This is a genomic window from Thiomonas delicata (assembly GCF_900088825.1).
Taxonomy (GTDB): Bacteria; Pseudomonadota; Gammaproteobacteria; order Burkholderiales; family Burkholderiaceae_C; genus Thiomonas_A; species Thiomonas_A delicata.
Genome location: NZ_LT592185.1, coordinates 1 through 218 on the forward strand (window position 1 = coordinate 1; position 218 = coordinate 218).

Sequence of the window (218 nt, forward strand, 5' to 3'; positions counted from 1 at the left end):
GCCCGGCGCACGCGCACCGTCCCATCCTCCCCGACCTCCCAGGCCAAGGTATCCCCAGCTTCGACCCCGAGCGCCTCGAGGATCTCGGCTGGAACCCCAATCCTGCGGTGCTGGTTGCGGCGCCGGTTCTCCTGTTGCGTCCGCTCCGCCAGGCGCATCACGAACAGCACGCTCCCCAGGGTGCAGAGTATGGCCAGCGCGGCAGTGACATACACCCC

General features: G+C 69.3%; 1 protein-coding gene. It reads right to left on the reverse strand.

The features are described from left to right. The coding region (locus tag THIARS_RS18735) for an AbrB/MazE/SpoVT family DNA-binding domain-containing protein (RefSeq protein WP_186436766.1) at positions 1-218 on the reverse strand (218 nt) is incomplete at both ends.